The sequence below is a fragment of the Methylocystis bryophila genome (assembly GCF_027925445.1).
Taxonomy (GTDB): domain Bacteria; phylum Pseudomonadota; class Alphaproteobacteria; order Rhizobiales; family Beijerinckiaceae; genus Methylocystis; species Methylocystis bryophila.
On sequence record NZ_AP027149.1, the window covers coordinates 960,931 to 980,052 of the forward strand.

A 19,122-nucleotide genomic window follows, 5' to 3' on the forward strand; every position below is an offset into this window, starting at 1 on the left:
GGCCGTTTCTCGCGCCGTCCCTGCTCGACTCACAGGTCAGATCGGCGCCCATGCACAAGAAAATCTACGAAATCCCCGAGGACTGGGCGGACCATGCGCTCGTCAGCGCCGAACGCTACCAGAGGCTCTATGATTTTTCTTTCAGGGATCCCGAGGGTTTTTGGAGCGAGCAAGGCCGCCGCATCTCCTGGATCGCGCCTTACACGATCGTCAAGGACACGCGCTTCGATCCCCACAAGGTTTCGATCAAATGGTTTGAGGACGGCACCACCAACGCCGCGATGAATTGCATCGACCGGCATCTCCTCACGCGCGGCGATCAGGTCGCGATTATTTGGGAGGGCGATGATCCGTCGCAATCACGGCGCATCACTTATCGCGAACTGTATGAGGAAGTCAGCCGCTTCGCGAATGTGCTCAAGAAGCACGGCGTGCGTCGCGGCGATCGCGTGACGATTTATCTGCCGATGATCCCCGAGGCGGCCTTCGCAATGCTCGCTTGCGCACGGATCGGCGCGATCCATTCGGTCGTCTTCGGCGGCTTCTCGCCCGAAGCGCTGGCGGGGCGCATCGAGGATGCGCGATCGGAGGTCGTCATCACAGCGGACGAGGGCGTGCGTGGCGGAAAGCGCATTCCCCTCAAGGAGAATGTCGATAAAGCCCTGACCCGGGTCTCAGCGAAAACCGTGTTCGTCGTAACGCGCACCGGCGGCGAGATCGGCATGGAGAAGGGCCGTGATTTTCGCTATGAGGAGGAGCGTGAGAGCGTCTCCGCTCATTGCCCTTACGCCGAAATGGGGGCCGAGGACCCCCTCTTCATCCTGTATACGTCGGGCTCCACGGGCAAGCCCAAGGGCGTCTTGCACACAACGGGCGGCTATCTCGTTCAAGCGTCGATCACCCATGAGCTCGTCTTCGACTATCGCGACGGCGACGTCTATTGGTGCACGGCGGACGTGGGCTGGGTGACGGGCCACAGCTACATCGTCTATGGCCCCCTTTCGAATGGCGCGACGACGTTGATGTTCGAAGGCGTGCCGAACTATCCGACGGTCTCGCGCTTTTGGGAGGTCGTCGACAAGCATGCGGTGAACACTTTGTACACCGCGCCGACGGCGATCCGCGCCTTGATGGCTGCGGGCGAAGAACCAGTGAAGAGGACGAGCCGCAAGACGCTGCGGCTCCTCGGCTCGGTCGGCGAGCCGATCAATCCCGAAGCCTGGGAGTGGTATCACCGGGTCGTCGGCGAAGGCCGACTTCCGATCGTGGACACTTGGTGGCAGACGGAAACCGGCGGCGTCCTGATCTCGCCGCTGCCCGGCGCGATCGCGCTGAAGCCCGGCTCGGCGACGAAGCCCTTCTTCGGGGTCGTTCCCGAGATCGTCGGCCCCACGGGCGAGGTTCTGCACGGCGCCTGCGAAGGCAATTTGGTGATCGCGGACTCTTGGCCCGGACAGGCGCGCACGCTTTGGGGAGATCATGAGCGCTTCGCTCAGACCTATTTCCATGCCTATCCCGGAAAATATTTCACCGGCGACGGCGCGCGCCGCGACGAGGACGGATATTATTGGATCACCGGCCGCGTCGACGACGTCATCAACGTCTCCGGACATCGGCTGGGAACGGCCGAGATCGAAAGCGCGCTGGTCGCTCATGAGCTGGTTTCCGAAGCCGCGGTCGTCGGCTATCCTCATGATCTGAAAGGCCAGGGCATCTACGCCTATGTCACGCTGATGCAGGGCGTCGAGCCGCATGACGCGCTACGCAAGGAGCTCGTCTCCTGGGTGCGGCGTGAGATCGGTCCGATCGCTTCCCCCGACGCCGTTCAATTCGCGCCCGGCTTGCCGAAGACGCGCTCCGGCAAGATCATGCGGCGGATCCTGCGCAAAATCGCCGAGGGGGAGTTCGGAACGCTCGGGGACACCTCGACGCTCGCGGATCCGGCGGTGGTCGGCGACCTGATCAAGCACCGGGCGGAAGTCTGACGCGTTGCCGAGAATGAGGCCCTCCGCGGGCCTCGCTCGGCGGCGTCGAGTTCCGATTTTCTCCGGCGGCTTGCCAGGCGTCTTGCCAGTCCACGCGAAGATGGCTAGGCAACGGGCGCCTGCCGATGCGGCAGGGGGAGGATGCGCCCGAACCTCGGGCGTCTGTCCCGAGGCTAAAAATAAGAAACGCCCCGCGAGAACCAGGCCTGGATGTCGACGATCACTCGCCGCAAACTGCTCGCGACGCTCGCCACCGTAGCGGCGCCCGAGTTTACACCGAGATTAGCTTTGGCGCAGGGCCCGCCAGCCCTTCCCAGCACGGAAACGCCGAAGGGGCCGCGCTTCGCCTATCAGGAGGTCGTCGAGCGCGCGAGGCGGCTCGCCGATCAGCCTTTTCAGGAGACGACGACATGGCGTCTGCCGCGGGTCTTCGACAAGCTCGATTACGACGCCTGGCGCGAGATCCGCTTCAAGCCGGAGCAGGCCATGCTCGCCTCGGGCGGCGGTCCCTTTCGCCTCGAGACCTTCCATCTCGGATTTCTCTACCGGCGACCGGTCACGATCAATCTCATTCGCGACGGGATCGCCGCGCCGATCCCCTATTCGACCGCGCTCTTCGATTACGGTCGCGTCAAGCCGGACGAGTCGCTGCCGGTCAACTTCGGCTTCGCGGGTTTCCGACTGCATTATCCGTTGAACGATCCGCATGTGAACGACGAGGTGATCTCCTTCCTCGGCGCGAGCTATTTTCGCTTTCTGGGGCGCGAGCAGAAATACGGGCTTTCCGCGCGGGCGCTCTGCGTCGAGGCGGGAACGGACAGCGAGAGTTTTCCCTTCTTCCGCGAATTCTGGATCGAAACTCCAGAAATCAGAGCCGGACGCGCGACCATTTACGGACTCGTCGACGACAAGGCTGCGACCGCGGCCTTCCGTTTCGATCTGGCTCCGGGTCAAGACAGCGAGCTCGAGGTGCAGGCGACTCTGTTTCCGCGGCGAGCCGGCGTTAAGTTCGGCCTTGCGCCGCTGACCTCCATGTTTCTCGCCGGCGAGAACGATCATCGCATCAGCCCGGGCTTTCGCGCCGAGTTGCATGATTCCGACGGCCTTCTGATGGAGACCGGCGCGAGCGAATGGCTCTGGCGTCCGCTCGCCAACCCGAGCTTTGCCCGCACGACCTCATTCCTCGACAATGAGGTGAAGGGCTTCGGGCTCATGCAGCGCGACCGCACCTTCGAATCCTACCAGGACCTCGACCTCAGCTACGAGGCGCGGCCGAGCTATTTCGTTGAGCCTTCAGCTTCCTGGGGGCCAGGACGGGTCGAGCTCATCGAGCTTGCGACCGCGGACGAGACGAACGACAACATCGTCGCGAGCTGGACGCCCGCGGCGGCGCCCGCACCGCTCCTGCCCTACGTCTACGCTTATAAGATCACGGCCTGTCTCGACGAGCCGCGATTTTCGCCCAATGGCCGCGTCGTGAACACTTTCACGGCCCCCGCGAAAGCCCTGGGCTCCTCAGAGGCCGCCGCCGTCAATTCAAAGCGCTTTCTCGTCGATTTCGCGGGGGGAGATCTCGGCTATTACGTCGCCGATCCAAGCGAGGTCGAGGTCGTGGCGACCACCACGAATGGGCAGATCCTCCGCAAGGCCATCGCCGCGAACGCGCACATCGAGGGGCTGCGCGCGATGTTCGACGTCTCGGTGAAATCCGGCGAGACCGCGGATTTGAGACTCTATCTGCGGGCCGGCAATCGCGCCTTGACGGAAACCTGGACTTTTCCGTGGACCTCGCCGTAGAGCGAGTCCCTCTGGCAAAAGCGCGAGACCGAAAATTTATAGGTTGTTGCGCTCTCGCTCTCGCCGAATGCGCATTCACGACGGCGCGAATCAGGCTGCGGCCTGACGCTGCGGCAAACGTTCCGCGGTTCCTGCAGCCGCGGTCGCCGCGGCCTCGCGTTCCTCCGCCGTAGCGCGCCAGTGAAGAATCTCCAAACGTCCATCGTCATGCTCTGCGATCGCCGTGCAGCTCTCAACGAAATCGCCGGTGTTGATATAGAGCACGTCTTCGATGGTCTTGATTGCGGCGTGGTGAATGTGACCGCACACCACCCCGTCGAAGGAGCGACGGTGCGCCTCGGCCGCTAGGGTTTGCTCGAAGTCGCCAATGAAATTGACCGCATCCTTCACCTTGAGCTTCGCCCAGGCGGAGAAGGACCAGTAGCCCCATCCAAAGCTGTGTCGCAAGCGATTGAAATGGGTGTTCAGCTCAATGGCCATCTCATAGGCCCAGTCCCCGAGGAAGGCCAACCATTTCGCGTGGCGCACGACGATGTCGAATTGATCGCCGTGGATGATCAGCAACCGCTTGCCGTCGGCGGTGACGTGCTCGGCTTCTCGCACGACTTCCACGCCGCCGAAGGTCAGCTCCGTGTAGTCGCGGGCGAACTCATCGTGATTGCCGGGCGTGTAGATGACTTTCGTCCCCTTGCGCGCTTTGCGCAAAAGCTTCTGAACCACGTCGTTGTGCGATTGCGGCCAATACCATCCGCCCTTCAACCGCCATCCGTCGACGATGTCGCCCACGAGGTAAATCGTGTCGGCGTCGTTATGGCGCAGAAAGTCCAGAAGCAGCTCGGCCTGAAGTCCGCGCGTCCCCAAGTGCAGATCCGAGAGAAACAGCGTGCGATAGCGATTGCTCGGGATTTCTTCCGTCATCCGACTCGCGCCAAGTTTGGCGAGCCGCCGATTGGCGACGCGCTCTTATTTACCGCCCGTTAGGAAGGATCAGATTCGCGTTGCGAATTCATGACACGGGCGGCGATCACTCGTGATTCGAAGGCGCAGGAAGGCGAGCGACTTCGCTAAGTCCTTGGCGACTCGCCGCTTAGCGCAACCGGGCTCAAGCCGGCTTTTCGAATGGCCTCGGCTCGTCAAAGCTGCGATCCTGTCCGCGATAACGCCACGCTTCCGAAAATCCGCGGCAAAGCCAAAGTCCCGTCAGCGAGAGGAGCAGCCTCGCCCCGGGGCAAATCGAAAGAATTGCGACACGGCTCATTCCTCGTTAGCCTATTCGTCGAGATGCGCGAGGCGTCAAAGAAGCGCTCCCGATCACCTTGTGCTCAGGCGGAAGCGCCCGGCCGCGGAAAGCGTGATCGAATCTGAAATAGGGTAGAGCGCGCTTCATGAGGCAAACCCGCTTAGAGCTTTTTCGCGCGCTGCGTCGCTTCGGCGCGGCTCGAGCGGAGGCCTGCTGCGGTCGGCGCCTACCAGCATGAGCGACCTTTTCAAAGCGGCGGGTCTCGAGGACAAGGCCCCGCGCCCGCTCGCTGACCGGATGCGACCCCAGCGGCTCTCGGAAGTGGTCGGCCAGGACCATCTTCTCGGCGCCGATGGCGCGTTGACCAGGCTCCTGCGCGGCGGCGCCCTCGGCTCGATGATCTTCTGGGGGCCTCCCGGCTCCGGCAAGACGACGGTCGCTCGGCTGCTCGCCGGGGAGACGACGCTCGCCTTCGTGCAGGCTTCGGCGATTTTCTCGGGCGTCGCGGAGCTCAAGAAGATCTTCGACGCCGCGCGCGCGCGCCGGGCGACGGGTCAGGGCACGCTGCTCTTTATCGATGAGATTCATCGCTTCAATCGCGCTCAGCAGGACAGCTTTCTGCCTGTCGTCGAGGACGGCTCGATCACCTTGATCGGCGCCACGACGGAGAACCCCTCCTTCGAGCTGAACGCCGCCCTGCTGTCTCGCGCCCGCGTCTTGACCTTTCGCGCGCTCGACGCGGCCGCGATCGAGCAGCTGCTCGAGAGAGCCGAGCAGGTCGAGGGCAAGCCTCTTCCGCTCGACGCCGACGCGCGCGCGGCGCTCGCCGCTATGGCGGATGGGGATGGGCGCGCGGCGCTGACGCTTGCTGAAGAAGTCTGGCGCGCCGCAAAGCCTGGCGAGGTTTTCGAACGCGCAGCGCTCGCCGAGATCGTGCAGCGCCGCGCGCCGATCTACGACAAGGCGCAAGAAGGGCACTACAATCTGATCAGCGCGCTGCACAAATGCGTGCGCGGCTCTGATCCCGATGCGGCCCTTTATTATCTCGCGCGCATGCTCGACGCGGGCGAGGATCCGCTGTTTCTCGCAAGGCGAATCGTGCGCATGGCGGTGGAGGACATCGGCCTCGCGGACCCGCAGGCGCTGGTCGTCGCCAACGCCGCGAAGGACGCCTATGATTTTCTCGGCAGCCCGGAGGGCGAGCTCGCGCTGGCTGAAGCCGTGATCTATGTGGCGACGGCGCCGAAATCCAACGCCGCCTATGTCGCGATGAAGCGCGCCGAGAGGCTTGCGCGCGAGAAGGGATCGCTCGCGCCGCCGAAGATCATCCTGAACGCGCCGACGAAGCTCATGCGCGAGGAAGGCTATGGCGCGGGCTATGAATATGATCACGACGCGCCCGACGCCTTCTCCGGGCAGAATTACTGGCCCGAATCACTCGCGCCGCAAAAGCTCTACGAACCCGTCGAGCGCGGCTTCGAACGCGAGATCGGCAAGCGGCTCGATTATTGGGAAAGACTGCGCAAAGATCGCAGCCAATCCTAAAATAAGCTGAAGCTTCGCTGCCTGAAGATCATCAAGGCGAATTGACTGTGGCGAATATGCCACGCGAACTGTGGCTAATATGTCACGCTTGCCGAGATTCGACACGCGACGCGCGCAATTAGACCCGTTTCGATTGACCGAGAAAGAGGCTTCGACTTAGGTTCGTTGCATCGGCGAGGTCGAATGACAAATCGCCAACTCAACGTGGCTAATACTTACGACGGGGCGAATATCATGAAAAAGCATTCTGCTCTCGCTGGCCTCGCGCTGGCGCTCGTCGCCGGATCGGCTTTCGCAGCCGATCTTCCCAGCCGCAAGGCGCCGATCATCGTCGAGCCGCCGCCGCCGGTGTTCACCTGGACGGGGCTCTATGGCGGTATCAACATCGGCTATGGCTTCGGCAATGGCGATCGGGATCCGGGCAGCTTGTTTTACTCGCCTTACAAGTATGCCATTGATGGTGTGCCGTTCTCGGTTAACCCGGCGGGTTCGGCTTGGTCGATCGGCAACGATCTCAACGGCGTGCTCGGCGGCGGCCAGGTTGGCTACAACTATCAGTTTAACCCCTGGCTCGTCGTCGGCGTTGAGGCGGACATCCAGGCGACCGACATCCACAGCCAGGGGAACGGCATTGGTGGAGCGGTCGACGGCCTGGGCCCCCACACTTCCTACGCCACGCAGAACAAGAGCGTGGATTGGTTCGGCACGGTGCGCGGACGCGTCGGCGTGACCTTCCCGAGCATCCCGAATCTGTTGGTCTATGGCACGGGCGGTCTCGCTTATGGCGGCGTGGTGCACAGCTTCAACGTGTCGGATGTTTATTCTTCGTTCCTGGGCGGCGGCTCCCTCGCCGTTCTGGGCGCGGGCACGAACTACGATCAGACGAAGGTGGGCTGGACCGCCGGCGGCGGCGTGGAGTGGTTCCCGCTCATCTCGAACCCGCTCTTCAAGGCCTTCTCGGTGAAGCTCGAATACCTCTACACCGATCTCGGCTCGACCACGCTTTATGGATCGTCGATCGGCAGCATCCCGACCGGCGGACCGGCCTTCTTCTACCAGCAGACCTCGCACACCCGCTGGAACACGGTGCGCGTCGGCGTCAACTGGCACTTCAATCCCTTCGCGGCTGCTCCGGTGCTCGCGAAATATTGATCTCACCAAAGAACATCGCCTTGGAAAACCCGGCCTTTCTGGCCGGGTTTTTCTGTTGAAGATGGCTGTATATTATTATGAACTGTGCCAAAAATATCACGCTCTCCAAGATTCTAAATGGGTAAGCGCCAAACGGCGTAGTTTCCATTGACCAAGAAAGAGGCTTCGACTTAGGTTCGTTGCATCGGCGAGGTCGTAAGACAGTCGCCAACTCAACGTGCAGCTCGCCATTCGCATTTATCGGTCTTGCGGTTGCGCCCAACACTCACGACGGAGTGAAAATCATGAAGAAGCATTCTGCCGTCGCTGGCCTCGCTCTGGCGCTTGTCGCCGGATCGGCATTCGCGGCCGATCTTCCCAGCCGCAAGGCGCCGATCATCGAGCTGCCGCCGCCGGTGTTCACCTGGACGGGCCTCTATGGCGGTATCAACATCGGCTATGGCTTCGGCAATGGCGATCAGGACCCGGGCGCGTTGTTCTATGCGCCTTACACTCACATCGTTTATCCAGGCATCCCAATAACGACCCTTCCGATGGGCACGGCTTGGTCGATCCCCAACAATCTGAACGGCGTGCTCGGCGGCGGTCAAGTCGGCTTCAACTATCAGTTCAACCCCTGGCTCGTGGTCGGCCTCGAGGCGGACATCCAGGCGACCGACATCCACAGCCAAGGGAACGGCATTGGCGGAGCGATTGACGGCCTCGGCCCGCACACATCCTACGCCACGCAGAACAAGAGCGTCGACTGGTTCGGCACGGTGCGCGGCCGCGTCGGCGTGACCTTCCCGAGCATGCCGAACCTGTTGGTCTACGGCACGGGCGGCCTCGCCTATGGCAACGTGGTCCACAGCGTCAACGTCTCGGACTTCTTCAGCGCGGTTCCTTCCACCAGCCCCATAACTGGCGCCCCCCCCTTCTCCCTCGCAGTCATGGGCGCTGGGACCAATTACGATCAGACGAAGATCGGCTGGACGGCCGGCGGCGGCGTGGAATATTTCCCCTTCGTCGCTCACCCGCTGCTCAAAACCTTCTCGGTCAAGCTCGAATACCTCTACACGGATCTCGGCTCGACCACGCTCTATGGATCGTCGCTCGGCTCCATTCCAACTGGTGGACCGGCCTTCTTCTACCAGCAGACCTCCCACACCCGCTGGAACACGGTGCGCGTCGGCGTGAACTGGCACTTCAATCCCTTCGCGGCCGCTCCGGTGTTGGCGAAATACTGAGCCAGCGCGAAAGTCGATCGCCTTTGGAGACCCGGCCTTGTGGCCGGGTTTTCTTTTGAGCATGGAAACATACTGTAGCAGCCTGTGGCAGATATATCACGCGCGCCAAGATTCAATGCGCAACGCGCGCAAAAATACCAGTTTTGATTGACCGACAGTGAAGTCTCGACTTAGGTTCGTTGTATCGGCGGAGTCGAATGATACAAGTCGCCAATTGAACGCGGCTAACACTCACGACGGGGCGAATATCATGAAGAAGCGTTCTGCCGTCGCCGGCCTCGCGCTGGCTCTTGTCGCCGGATCGGCCTTCGCGGCCGATCTTCCCAGCCGCAAGGCGCCGCTCATCGAGCCGCCGCCGCCGGTGTTCGCCTGGACGGGCCTCTATGGCGGCGTCAACATCGGCTATGGCTTCGGCAATGGCGACCGTGACCCCGGCGTGCTGGCCTACTACGCAGTCGGAAACGCGATTGCTCTGCCGAACGGAACCGCGTGGCGCATTTCCAATGATCTTAACGGCGTGCTCGGCGGCGGGCAGGTCGGCTACAACTATCAGTTCAATCCGTGGCTCGTGGTCGGCCTCGAGGCGGATATCCAGGCGACCGACATTCACAGCCAAGGGAACGGCGTTGGCGCGGGGAGCTACGCCCTCGGCGTGCATACATCCTACGCGACGCAGAACAAGAGCGTCGACTGGTTCGGCACGGTGCGCGGACGCGTCGGCGTGACTTTCCCGAGCATGCCGAACATCTTGGTCTATGGCACGGGCGGTCTAGCCTACGGTGGCGTGGTCAGCAGCTTCAACATCTCGGACTACTACCCGACAATCGCTGCCGGCGGCTCCGGCGGCGTCCTGGGCGCGGGCACGAACTACGATCAGACGAAGGTCGGCTGGACGGCGGGCGGCGGGGTCGAGTGGTTCCCGCTCATCTCGAACCCGCTCTTCAAGGCCTTCTCGGTGAAGCTCGAGTATCTCTACACGGATCTCGGCTCGACCACGCTTTATGGATCGTCGATCGGCTCCATTCCAACCGGTGGGCCGGCCTTCGCCTACCAGCAGACCTCCCATACTCGCTGGAACACGGTGCGCGTCGGCGTGAACTGGCACTTCAATCCCTTCGCGGCCGCTCCGGTGCTCGCGAAATATTGATCCGGCGAAAGATCTCCATCGCCTTGGCAAAACCCGGCCCGCGCGGCCGGGTTTTTCTTTTCCGCCGCTCCATGACAGTTCGGCCCCCATGCGTTAGAGCGGAAGCCGGGAGCGCGCCGCCATGATCCGCAAAATCCTCCTCGCCGTCCTGTTGCTGGTCGCCGTTGCGTCGCCCGCCGGCGCGGAGCCGCCGAGCCGAATCGAAAGCGACTGGCCTTGCCGACAGGTGAAAGTCGCGAGCCTTTCTCTCGAATCCATTTGGACAGGGCCGCCGATCGACCGCGCGGCGCAAGCCGAATCCGACCCGGCGCTCTCGGATCTCGTCGCCCGGCTGGCGGCGCGGCGCACTCCCCTCGAAGACGCGCAGAAGCTGATCGTTGAATTCGCGCAGGCTGCGGGCGCGCGCCGTAAGGAGCGGCTGACCGCGCTCTTCGCGCGCCTCTATGACAAGCTCGATGCGGAGAGAAGCCAGGTCGTCGGCGGTTTGGAGCGTTATGGCCGCGCGCAAAAAGAGGGCGCGCAGCGCCTGCGCGAGGAGACGCAAAAGCTGCGCGAGGCGCAGGACGCGCACCGCGAGGCCGCCGAGATCAACGAGCTCTCGACCGCGCTCGCGTGGAACACGCGCATGTTCGAGGAAAGGCGCAAGGCCGTGGTCTTCGCTTGCGAGACCCCTGCGCTGATCGAGCAGCGCCTGGGCGCCTTGGCGCGGATGATCCTGGCCGCGATGGCGTGACGCACGAGAAGGCCCGGCGACGCTGTTTCCGCCGGGCCGTTGAGTCGAGGACCTTGCGCCGGATCCTATCGCCGGCGCCGGTTGAAAGGCTTACGCGTCGAAGCCGCCGTCGCCGCCGCCATCGTCATAGTCGCCCGAATCCCAATCGGCGTCCTGCGCCCCGGAGGTATCGTCGTCGGGCCCATATGAGGCGTCGCCCGAGTGATTATCGCCGCCCGATGAGTCGTCGTAATAATTGTTGACGATGGTCGTTTCGTTCAGCCCCCCAGGGTGGAAGCCCGCGTCCATGCCTAAGCCGCCCATCCCGCCGCCGTGGAAGAGGTTGCGGATGCCGTCGGCAAGCAGCACGCCGCCCGCGACGCCCGCCGCCGTTCCGAGCGCGCCCTTCAGAAACCCGCCGCCGGGCGCCGGAGCGGCGCCGGGCGCTTGTCCGAAGCCGCCAGGAGGGGCATAGCCCGGTTGACCATAGCCTTGTTGCGGAGGCGGCGCGCCCCAGGGTCCGCCCTGCGGCGGAGCGTAGCCTTGCGGCGGCGGGGCGGGGCGCTGCGGGGGCTGCGGAGCGCCGGCTCCGCCGAACAGGCCTCCAAGGAAGCCGCCCGACGGCTTCGACTGCGATTCGAGCTCTCGGACGCGGTTTTCGAGCTGCTGGATCTTTTCATTCGCCGACCGCAGCGCGAAATCCTGCACAATCACTGTCTGCGCGAGCAGATAAGGGGCCTCGGGCTGCGCCTTCACTTGCTCGGCGATGAAATTCTCGGCCTCCTTGTCGCGCGGCGCATTCGAGTTGGCCTTGACGCGATCGAACAGGCCGGCGAGCAGCTTGGCTTCTTCGGGGGACATGGATCTCTCCAATCTGAACCGCGCCCTGCGGCGCAGCGCCGTGGATATGGGAACGAGTCCCAGGGACGCCAAGGGGGACGACTCGGGTATCGCCCGTGCGGGTACGAACCAACTCCCGCCGAGGACGTTCATTGCAAAGATGTAACGCCCGCGCGTCCGTGTCGAGGGGGCGGCGGGTCGAAGAGCGGCTCACAACGGAAGAAACGAGGAAAACCGAGTGAAAGCATCGATCTCGCCCTGGCGCTCGTTATGGCTTTCGCCCGGCGACACGATTGCGCGCGTCGTCGCCGAAAATCCGCGCCGCAACGTCCTGGCGCTCGCGGCCGTCAGCGGCGCCGTGGAGGCGCTTTGTCTTCTCGACGGAGAGCTGCTTGGCGCGCCCCTGGCTTCCCTCCCGCAGGCCTCCAACGTCCCGGTCCTTGTCCTGGTTACGGTCGCGGGCGCGCTCGGCGGCGTCGTCAACCTCTATCTCTCGGGCTTTCTCATCAACCTAGCCGCGCGTCTCTTTGACGGCGAGGGATCGCCTCTGACGACGCGCGCGGCGCTCGCCTGGAGTTCGCCGCCTTCCGCGCTGGGCGGCGCGCTCGCCCTCCTTTTCAGGGCCTTGGGAGCCTGGGGGATCGGCGCCGGCGACACTTTTTCCGTCCTCGCCTCAGCCGCGCCTTTGACCTTCGAGCTCTGGGGATGGGTCGCGGCTGTCGCGATGGTCGCGCGGGTGCAGCGCTTCTCCTGGCCGAACGCGCTGGTGGCGCTTTCTCTCGTCGAAATCGTTGCGGCGGTTGTGCTCGCCCTGACAGTGCGGACCTTTCTCTTTCAGCCTTTCAACGCGCCGAGCCGATCGATGGAGCCGACGCTGCTCGTCGGCGACTATTTCTTCGTGAACAAATTCGCTTACGGCTATAGCCGCTTTTCCTTGCCACTCGCGGCGCCGATCATTTCGGGCAGATTATTCGCAGCCGAGCCCAAGCGCGGCGACGTGGTGGTCTTCGCCCTGCCGAGAGACCCGCAGACAGCCTATGTCAAGCGCATCATCGGCCTGCCGGGCGACCGGGTTCAGCTCATCGCCGGACGGCTCTACATCAATGGCGAGATCGTTCCGCGGCGGGCCGTTTCGGGCGCGAGCGAAGACGGCGCCGTCCCGACCTATGAGGAGACGCTGCCCGGCGGCGTCGTTCATTCCATCGCCGAGGAGTTCGGCGATGCAGCCTTCCTGGACAACACCGAGGTTTTCGAGGTCCCGCCCGGCTCCTATTTCGTCCTCGGCGACAACCGGGACAATTCGATGGACTCGCGCGTGAGCCCGGAAAAAAAGGGGATCGGCTATGTGCCTTTCGAGAATCTCATCGGCCGGGTCGCCTGGGTCTTCTTCTCGCTTCAACCCGCAGAAGACGGAAAGCGAAGAAGCGTCCGCGGCGAGAGAGCAGGGCGCCTCGTGCGCTGAATGCGCATATCGCTCGAACGGCGTCGTTCGAGCGATAAGAGGGCGCGTCAGCTTCGGTTGCGGGTCGAGTCTTGCGAAATTCCCGGGCGCGAACCTCGGGCTGCTCGGGGTCTCAGCCGGCGGTCTCCTGCTCCTCGCGCACGGTCATGGCGTTGCCGTGCCAAACGAAGTCGTCGAAGAGGCATGCGTCGAGGAACATCACCGGCAACATCGCGTCGCGAATGAGCATGGCGAAGGGGAAGCGCCATCCGCGCGTCCAGCCGCACAGGCGGGCAAGTTGATACTCGCCGCAGTAGAGCGCGGCCAGAATCGAGACGGCGACGATCGCCGCGAGCCAAGGGCCCTCCAGGATCTCCGCGGAATAGGCGCCGAGCAGCACCGGCATGAAGGCGCCGTTTTGGAATTCGGGAATGAAATAGCCCGGGAAGGTCACGCGCCGCAGTCGGGACCAGCGCACATGGCGGGAGTAAACCTCGCGCGCCTTGCGCGGACCGAGCGGCTGCTCGAAGGGCATGTCGACGAGGCGGATCTTCATGCCTTGCGTGCGGATGATCTTGGTGGAGGCCGCGTCCTCGGCGATGTCGGAGGCGAGCGCGCGAATGCCGCCGGCGCGGTCGAGAACCTCGCGCCGCCACATCATGTTCTTTCCCTGGGCGAAGCCGATGCCGACGGATTCCGCGCCATACTGCCAGCGCGCCTGGAAGGTGTTCAGGATGGCGCATTCCACCAGCGCCCAGAATCCATGCGGACGCGACCCGATGGGCATCGACACGGTCATCGCTGTCTCGTCATCGACGAAGGCAGCCAGCATGGTTTGAATATAGTCGCGCGGCGGCAGCGCATTGGAATCCGCGAGGATCACAAGGCGGTGCTTGGCGGCGTCCCAGCCCTTGACGCAGTTGTTGAGCTTGGGATTGGCGCTGACATAGTCGTCGCCAATGAGCAGACGCGCGGGAATGTTCGGATATTCGGCGATGACCTGCTGCACGAGCGGAATGATCGGATCGTGCGGCGCTTGCACGCAGAAGACCACCTCATAATCAGGATAGTCGAGCTCGAAGCTCGCGCGCAATGTCTCCTCGCTGAAGGCCTCGATCCCCCGCAACGGACGCACGAGCGACACCGGCGGCGCAGAAGCGGGCGGCGGAAGGTTGCGTTCACGCGCCCGGCACTTGCGGGCCGTCACGCTCATCGCGAAAAAATTGAGACAGAGAAGAACCAGGCACCAAGCGGCGCAGAAATAAGCGACCATCGTCATTGCGGCTTCTCGTTCCTTTTTCCAATTTCCGTGGGACGCGGTAAGGTTGCGTCAACCCGCGGGCGTCATGGCGCGCAGGCGCGCCCGCCGCCGATGCGGCCAAGCCGGGTCAGTGCGCAGACCCGGTCGGGGCAGCGTCAATATTCCGCCTGACATTTGTCCCGCATCTTGGCAGAAAGGCCTGAGTTCGAAGGCCCGGATCCGCCGTGTGTCCTTGGGAACATCGCGTCGAAGCTTGCTCATGACCGCTCCAATCGTACGATTCGCCCCCTCGCCCACGGGACGCATACACATCGGCAACGCACGCGTGGCGCTGTTCAACGCCCTGTTTGCCGTGACGCAACATGGAAGATTCGTGCTTCGTTTCGATGACACCGATTTCGCCCGGTCAACCGCGGCGTTCGCGCGGGAAATCGAAATCGATCTGGCCTGGCTCGGGCTGAAGCCCGACCTGGTCGTGCGACAGTCGGAACGCGGCGCGCTCTACGATGCTGCTGCAGCGCAGCTTAAGGAGCAGGGGAGGCTCTACCCCTGCTTCGAGACCGCGGAAGAATTGGAAAAGCGGCGCAAGCTTCAACAGGCGCGGGGGCTGCCGCCGGTTTACGACCGCGCGGCGCTCAAGCTCTCGGAGGCGGACCGCGAGCGCCTCGAGGCTGAGGGTCGTCGCCCACACTGGCGTTTTCTTCTCGAGCCCAAGACCGTCGCCTGGCGCGACCTCATTCGCGGCGACGCGCATATCGACTGCGCGTCGCTCTCCGACCCGGTGCTGATCCGCGAGGACGGTAGCTATCTCTACACGCTCCCTTCGGTCGTCGACGACATCGACATGCAGATCACGCACATCATCCGGGGCGAGGATCATGTCACCAACACCGCGGTGCAGTTGCAGCTCTTCGAGGCGCTGGCGGCGGATTGGCCGGCGCCGCAATTCGCGCATCACAATCTGCTGATCTCGAGCGAAGGGGAGGGGCTCTCGAAGCGCACGGGCGCGCTCTCGATCGCGTCGTTGCGCGAGGAAGGCTACGAGGCGCTGGCCGTGGCGGCGCTTGCGACGCTGACGGGCTCCTCGGAAGCCGTGCGCGCGGTGCGTTCGCTCGATGAGCTCGCCGAGCATTTCGACCTCGCGCATGTGTCGCGCAATCCGGCGCGGTTCGATCCTTCCGACCTCGACGCCTTGACGCATCGCGCCCTCGCGCTTCTCACCTTCGAGGACGTGCGCGAGCGATTGGCGCCGCATGACATCGTCGGCTTCAAGGCGGAGCCCTTCTGGCTCGCCGTGCGTGGCAATCTGGCGCGTTTTTCCGATGCGCTCGAATGGTGGCGCGTCGTCGAGGGCGAAATCGAGCCCTTGCGGGAGGACCTGGGGTTCCTTGAAGAAGCGCGCGCGCTGCTGCCCGAGGAGCCGTGGGACGGCGAGACCTGGAGTCGTTGGACGGAGGCGATCAAGGCGAAGACGGGCCGCAAGGGGCGCGCGCTGTTTCACCCGCTGCGGCTCGCCTTGACCGGCGCGGAGAAGGGTCCGGAACTCGCGGCGCTGCTGCCGCTGATCGGCCACGCCCGCGCCGCGGCCCGCCTTGGAGGGGAGTGAGCCGACGCCCCGAGGCTCCCGATCCGAGTGGATCTGAGCCGCGGCCTGCGCTCAGTCTTGCCCCTGAAGGATGCGGCCGCCAAGAGAAGCGGCCGCTGCGCGCTGCGCCCGCAACCCTTTCTTCATTTCCGCCGGGCGCGAATCGCGCGGGCCCGATTCGGTCCTGCTTCGTTGACGGTCTGTGCGAAAAATCCCGCAGCGGGACGAGGCGGGCGATCTACGGTTAAGCTCCCGATAACCGTCACCGTGGCCCGAATGCGTCCGCAAGGTTTTCTTCATCTCCGGCCGGCGCGAATCGCAGGCTCCCGATTCGGACCGGGTTCGTTCCGGCTTCGTGCGAAAATTCCCCGCATGGGACGCGGCGTTGCGGGCCGGCGCAAGCTTTTGGCAAGGAAAGCCGCGGCTAGCCCTTGCTCAAGAGCAGCAACCGCCGCGCCTCCGCGAGATCGGCCAGAGCGAGGCGCAGCGCACGAATCTCCTCGTCCCCCAGTCCTGCGGAAAAATGCGGCTCCGGCGAAACCACGGCTGGAAGCATGATTTTGCCGGATTGCCCGACCGGGGGCGACGCTTCGACCTCGGGCGGCTCTTCGATAGGCCCAGGCGTTTCGGCGGCGCGCGTCGTCTCCAAGGCGGGCTTTAAACCTTTAGAATCGATCACATTTTCTGCGTTCAGGCCATTCCGCATGAACGCAGCGTGATCTACGCGCGGCGTGGCCGGCGGCGGCCTCTGCGGCTCCGCCTCGTCCTCCCCCGCCTCCAAGGGCGAGGGCAAACCGCCCGCCCGGGCGCTTTCGATCACGGCGTTCACGCCGCGCTCGCGCAAGAGCCGCTGCACGCCCTTGATCGTATAACCCTGGCCATAGAGAAGCGCGCGTAGCGCGGTCGCGAGCGCCACGTCGCGCGGCCGATAGTAACGTCTCCCGCCGGCGCGCTTCATCGGCTCGAGATCCTCGAAGCGAGTCTCCCAAAATCGCAGCACATGCGGGGGCAGGTCGAGCTTTTGCGCAACCTCGCCGATCGTCAGAAACGCCCCTTCCTGCTTTTCGATCGCCATGCCGTCTCCTCGCCCGGGCGAATCGCCTTAAAGCATGTTCCGGAAAAGTGCGAAGCGGTTTTCCGATCAGGACATGCTTCAAGGTTTTGATTTGGAGCTTAGTCCTTTTCGATCGCGTGATTTCCACGCGATCGGGACGCGCTCTCGATCACGCGGCGCTCCAGGGCGACCCGCCTGGACGTGCAAAACGTGATCGACTCCAAAGGCTTAGAGCGCGTTCCATGCGAAAGGCCGGCTTCCGCTTTCCCGCAACGCTCTAAGCCCGAACAAGAGGATACGCGCTTGCGGGCCGTTTCGCCTCCAGCGGCTGGCTCGCTCGGGCGGCCTGTGGACAAGCCGCAACGGCGATCCTAAGAGAAGCGCCGCCTTCCCCCTTTTTGGCCGAGAGTCCGCGACATGGTCGAAGTATTCCACTTCCCTCATCAAGTCCCCGACGTCGTTCATCGGCCGACGCCGCGAAACGCCATTGCGCTGCGCAACTGGCTCTATCTCGTTGCTGCTCTTGTCTTCGCGATGGTGCTTGTCGGCGGCGCGACGCGGCTCACCGAGTCGGGACTCTCGATCGTCGAATGGAAGCCGGTGACGGGCGTGATCCCGCCGCTCTCCGCCGCCGAGTGGCAGGCGGCATTCGACGACTATAAGAAGATCCCGCAGTTCGCCCAGATGTTTCCCGACATGGACGTCGACGGCTTCAAGGCGATCTACGCCTGGGAATGGGCGCATCGTCTGCTCGGCCGTCTCATCGGGCTCGTCTTTGCGGTCGGTCTCGCCTGGTTCTGGCTCAGGGGACGCATTCCGCCGGGCTATAAGGGCAAGCTGCTGTTCATTCTGGCGCTCGGCGGATTGGAGGGCGTCGTCGGCTGGTGGATGGTCAAATCCGGGCTTTCCCAACGCGTCGACGTGGCGCAGGAGCGGCTCGCGATCCATCTGCTGATCGCCTCGCTGATTTTTTCCGCCTGCCTCTGGGTCGCCGGGGGGCTTGGCGAACCGCGCCCGTCCCATATCCACGCCGGCAGAGGCCGGCTTCGCTTCGTCTCGAAGCTCACCCTCGGCCTCGTCTTCATCCAACTGGGGCTTGGCGGGCTCGTCGCGGGCCTGCGCGCGGGGCGCATCGATAACACCTGGCCGCTGATGGAAGGCGGCTTCGCGCCCTCGGTCGAGACGCTGTTCCGGCTCGATCCCTGGTGGCTCAATCTCGTCAACAACGAAGTGACCGTGCAGTTCATGCACCGGACCATGGCCTATGTCATTTTCGTGATTGTCTTCCTGCATTTGCTCGACGCTGCGGCCAATGCGACCGGCATGGCGGCGCGCGGCGCGGCGATTCTTTTCGGCCATGTGCTCGGGCAGATCGCGCTCGGCGTCGCGGCGCTCGTGCTCGTCGAGGGCTATTGGTATTGGGCGAACACGCCGCATATTCTGTTGGCGCTCGCGCATCAGGCGATCGGCGTCGCCGTGCTCGCCGTCGCGACCCTGCAGGCGCGACGGCTGCACGCGTTGTAGGAGCAGTCGCCGAACGCGCTAAACTCGGCGGAAGCCCTCGCCCCTCTCGGCGGCATGACGTTCGGCGACGATGTCGACCATGCGCTCGGCGGCGTGGTCGCGCACTTCCTGGCTCTTGGCCTTGCTCAGCTCCTCGCTGGCTTCCTCGAGCTGGCGCTCGGCGGTGGCGAGCTTGGCGCGCAGATCGCTCAGCGAATGCGTGAGATTGTCGCGCCGCGAACGCGCCGCCCGGGCGTAGGTCGGATAGGCGAAGTGGCTGGGGTCGCTGATGTTGGCGCGCTGCTCTTCGTTCGCGATCTCGCGGTCGAGCTCGTTCGCCATGCGCGTGAATTCGGCGATCATCTGCTGCAGTTGGGCGATCCGCCGACGCTTCTCGTCGACCTGAAACTGCTTCAGGCGCACCAATGTATCTCGCGACTTCATAATCTTTTGCTCCATAACGCACGGCCGAGCCGTCACGACGCGCCACCTTGCTTGCGAGACGGGGCGACTATGCGCGAAGGAGGTTGCGCTTTGGTTACCGCCATTTCAAATCAACGAGGAAAAGAGGTAAGCTTTTCAAATTAGACGGCGATAAGCTTTCGCTCACCAAATTCGTTAGAGCCTGTCCCGG

At 63.9% G+C, this 19,122-nt stretch carries 15 protein-coding genes; 10 read left to right on the plus strand and 5 right to left on the minus strand.

The genetic code is table 11. The features are described 5' to 3' along the window. The first annotated feature begins 50 nt into the window (after positions 1-50). Together acs and QMG80_RS04450 are read left to right on the plus strand one after the other, a co-directional pair. Positions 51-1,985: an acetate--CoA ligase gene (acs, locus tag QMG80_RS04445; RefSeq protein WP_085771721.1), complete on the plus strand. Its 1,935-nt coding sequence runs from the start codon at positions 51-53 to the stop codon at positions 1,983-1,985. Positions 1,986-2,195: 210 nt separating this feature from the next. Beyond that, a complete protein-coding gene (locus QMG80_RS04450; protein WP_085771722.1) occupies positions 2,196-3,782 on the plus strand; it encodes an OpgD/OpgG family glucan biosynthesis protein in 1,587 nt (528 codons plus the stop codon). A 90-nt stretch (positions 3,783-3,872) separates the two neighbouring features. Here QMG80_RS04450 and QMG80_RS04455 read toward each other — a convergent pair whose 3' ends face one another. Beyond that, complete coding sequence (locus tag QMG80_RS04455) at positions 3,873-4,700, minus strand: UDP-2,3-diacylglucosamine diphosphatase (RefSeq protein WP_085771723.1); 828 nt, start codon at positions 4,698-4,700, stop codon at positions 3,873-3,875. 556 nt (positions 4,701-5,256) lie between these two features. Here QMG80_RS04455 and QMG80_RS04460 point away from each other — a divergent pair. The 5 genes from QMG80_RS04460 to QMG80_RS04480 all read left to right on the plus strand — a co-directional run bounded on the left by QMG80_RS04460 (position 5,257) and on the right by QMG80_RS04480 (position 10,825). After that, positions 5,257-6,567 (plus strand): replication-associated recombination protein A, encoded by a 1,311-nt coding sequence (locus QMG80_RS04460; RefSeq protein ID WP_085771724.1) that lies wholly within the window; start codon positions 5,257-5,259, stop codon positions 6,565-6,567. Positions 6,568-6,801: 234 nt separating this feature from the next. Next, positions 6,802-7,719 carry an outer membrane protein gene (locus QMG80_RS04465; protein WP_085773673.1) on the plus strand — a complete coding sequence of 306 codons (918 nt, stop codon included), beginning with the start codon at positions 6,802-6,804 and terminating at the stop codon, positions 7,717-7,719. A 284-nt stretch (positions 7,720-8,003) separates the two neighbouring features. After that, positions 8,004-8,945, plus strand: coding sequence for an outer membrane protein (locus tag QMG80_RS04470; RefSeq protein ID WP_085771725.1), 942 nt, complete (start codon positions 8,004-8,006; stop codon positions 8,943-8,945). Positions 8,946-9,195: 250 nt separating this feature from the next. Further along, on the plus strand, positions 9,196-10,092 hold the full coding sequence (locus QMG80_RS04475; RefSeq protein WP_085771726.1) for an outer membrane protein: 897 nt from the start codon (positions 9,196-9,198) through the stop codon (positions 10,090-10,092). A 121-nt stretch (positions 10,093-10,213) separates the two neighbouring features. Beyond that, a complete protein-coding gene (locus QMG80_RS04480) occupies positions 10,214-10,825 on the plus strand; it encodes a hypothetical protein (RefSeq protein ID WP_085771727.1) in 612 nt (203 codons plus the stop codon). A 90-nt stretch (positions 10,826-10,915) separates the two neighbouring features. On the opposite strand, the gene QMG80_RS04485 is transcribed toward QMG80_RS04480, so the two are convergent. Next, positions 10,916-11,665 (minus strand): DUF2076 domain-containing protein, encoded by a 750-nt coding sequence (locus QMG80_RS04485; RefSeq protein ID WP_085771728.1) that lies wholly within the window; start codon positions 11,663-11,665, stop codon positions 10,916-10,918. 217 nt (positions 11,666-11,882) lie between these two features. Here QMG80_RS04485 and lepB point away from each other — a divergent pair, with 217 nt between their 5' ends. Then, the gene (gene lepB / locus QMG80_RS04490) at positions 11,883-13,106 is read left to right on the plus strand and encodes a signal peptidase I (RefSeq protein ID WP_102938091.1); all 1,224 of its coding nucleotides are present in this window, start codon (positions 11,883-11,885) and stop codon (positions 13,104-13,106) included. A 112-nt stretch (positions 13,107-13,218) separates the two neighbouring features. Here the strand turns inward: lepB and QMG80_RS04495 are convergent, their stop codons facing one another. Then, positions 13,219-14,364 (minus strand): ceramide glucosyltransferase, encoded by a 1,146-nt coding sequence (locus QMG80_RS04495; protein WP_085771729.1) that lies wholly within the window; start codon positions 14,362-14,364, stop codon positions 13,219-13,221. Positions 14,365-14,605: 241 nt separating this feature from the next. Here QMG80_RS04495 and gltX point away from each other — a divergent pair, with 241 nt between their 5' ends. Continuing rightward, on the plus strand, positions 14,606-15,952 hold the full coding sequence (gene gltX / locus QMG80_RS04500; protein ID WP_085771730.1) for a glutamate--tRNA ligase: 1,347 nt from the start codon (positions 14,606-14,608) through the stop codon (positions 15,950-15,952). Positions 15,953-16,355: 403 nt separating this feature from the next. Here gltX and QMG80_RS04505 read toward each other — a convergent pair whose 3' ends face one another. Beyond that, positions 16,356-17,006 (minus strand): MerR family transcriptional regulator, encoded by a 651-nt coding sequence (locus QMG80_RS04505; protein ID WP_085771731.1) that lies wholly within the window; start codon positions 17,004-17,006, stop codon positions 16,356-16,358. Positions 17,007-17,402: 396 nt separating this feature from the next. On the opposite strand from QMG80_RS04505, the gene QMG80_RS04510 reads away from it, so the two are divergent. Then, positions 17,403-18,509, plus strand: coding sequence for a COX15/CtaA family protein (locus QMG80_RS04510; protein WP_085771732.1), 1,107 nt, complete (start codon positions 17,403-17,405; stop codon positions 18,507-18,509). Positions 18,510-18,527: 18 nt separating this feature from the next. Here the strand turns inward: QMG80_RS04510 and QMG80_RS04515 are convergent, their stop codons facing one another. Next, positions 18,528-18,932, minus strand: coding sequence for a flagellar export protein FliJ (locus tag QMG80_RS04515; RefSeq protein ID WP_085771733.1), 405 nt, complete (start codon positions 18,930-18,932; stop codon positions 18,528-18,530). Between the last annotated feature and the right edge of the window lie 190 nt (positions 18,933-19,122).